The following is a 1,553-nucleotide window of genomic DNA, read 5'->3' as shown; positions in this document are numbered from 1 at the left end:
AGCCCTTTAAATAAAAACTATCCAATAATCAGGCAAAAAGTCATCGACGAGATATCGCATTTTGTTGATAAATTTAAAGAGGTTGGCTCGTCGGTTTAAGGGTGCTTTTAAGCAAAATTTATATTGTGTTTGGCTTATTTATGCTTTGCTTCGTGCTCTAGTAGCCAAATTTTGTCCGTTTTTTGCGGATCTACGTCGATATTCCAACCTACGATCTCGTGATGCGGATACTCTTTTTCTATTTTTTCTCTTAGTTCGTCAAATTTTAGCCTCTTTTTATCGTCGCTATCCGCTATATAGATGGTGTCAGGCATTAAAATATTATTTATCTCGTCTTTATAAACTAAAACCGAACCGGTAAAGCATACGATAACTAGCGGAATGCAAAATATGAGTGAAATATAAGTATGAATTTTATACATCGTCTTTTTGTCAATTATATTCACGTTTAAAATTTGCCCTTTTAAAATTTACTTTAAATCGGCGCGGATTTTAGCATTTTAAAAATTAATAATTTCTAAAACCGTTATCAATAAATAAGGAATCTATATTTTGCGCTAAATATTTAAAAACAGGGTTTAGCAGAGGCAGACGAATACAAAACGACAAATTTGCTACGTTAAATTACGGAAATGCATTTAATATGGTCTCAAAGCAAAATCGGCTTTTTAGTTTAAACAAAATCAGCACCCAACGGTAGAGCAAACGTCGAGCGCAAATTTGATGCAGGTCTCGCCCAAAGCAAGCTTAAATTTAAGCCCTAAATTTCCTCTCTTTTATAAATTTTACTTACGAATTTATCTATCTTATACACCACACCAAAGAGCGCAGGCACGACCAGCAGCGTTAGCAGCGTCGAGCTGATGAGCCCCGAGATCACCGAGATCGCCATAGGGGAGTTACCCTCGTATCCAGCACCCCTGCTAAGCGCAAGCGGCAACATCGCAAAAGTAGTCATCAGTATCGCTCGTAGCCTTTTGACGCCAGCACGTACGATGGCTTCGTTTAGCGGCGTGCCCTCGTTTGCGTATCGGTTGGCGAAATCCACGACCAAAATCGCGTTTTTACCCACCATACCAAAAAGCAATATCGCGCCGACCATGACAAACAGGCTAAAGGAGTTACCGCTAAGATATAGCCCGACCGCCACGCCGCCAAACGCCAGCGGCATCGAGATCATGATGATGAGCGGCAAAATAAAACTCTCATAAAGAGCAGCTAGAATCATATAGATGAGCACGACGCTAAGGCTGATCGTAAATACAAAGGCCGCGTTTGTATCGTTCATCATCTCGATAAAGCCCGTCATCACGTAGTCGTAGCCGGCAGGCAAAATTTGACCGATATTTTCGTCGATGCCCTTTTGTACGGCGCCTAGCGGGACGTTATCCACGTTTGCGACGATCCTGATCTGACGCTGTTTGTTAAAGCGGTTTATCACGGAAAAGGTCTTGCTCGTCCTAAACTCCGCCACCGCGCTTAGGCTTATACTCTCGCCGTGGGCGTTTTTGATCTTTAGTTTTTGCAGTGCCTGCGCGTCCTTGCGGTACTCG

General features: G+C 42.2%; 2 protein-coding genes. Both read right to left on the bottom strand.

The features are described 5' to 3' along the window. Nucleotides 1-134: 134 nt before the first annotated feature. Nucleotides 135-446 carry a PepSY-associated TM helix domain-containing protein gene (locus tag Q0200_RS07845; RefSeq protein WP_297939984.1) on the bottom strand — a complete coding sequence of 104 codons (312 nt, stop codon included), beginning with the start codon at nt 444-446 and terminating at the stop codon, nt 135-137. 314 nt (nt 447-760) lie between these two features. Further along, nucleotides 761-1,553 (bottom strand): efflux RND transporter permease subunit (locus Q0200_RS07840; protein ID WP_297939983.1); only part of this gene is annotated, 793 nt, incomplete at its 5' end.

The organism is uncultured Campylobacter sp., from assembly GCF_938045225.1.
GTDB lineage: Bacteria > Campylobacterota > Campylobacteria > Campylobacterales > Campylobacteraceae > Campylobacter_A.
Note: the sequence above shows the minus strand (reverse complement) of the source record. Positions and strands in the feature narration are given on the sequence as shown.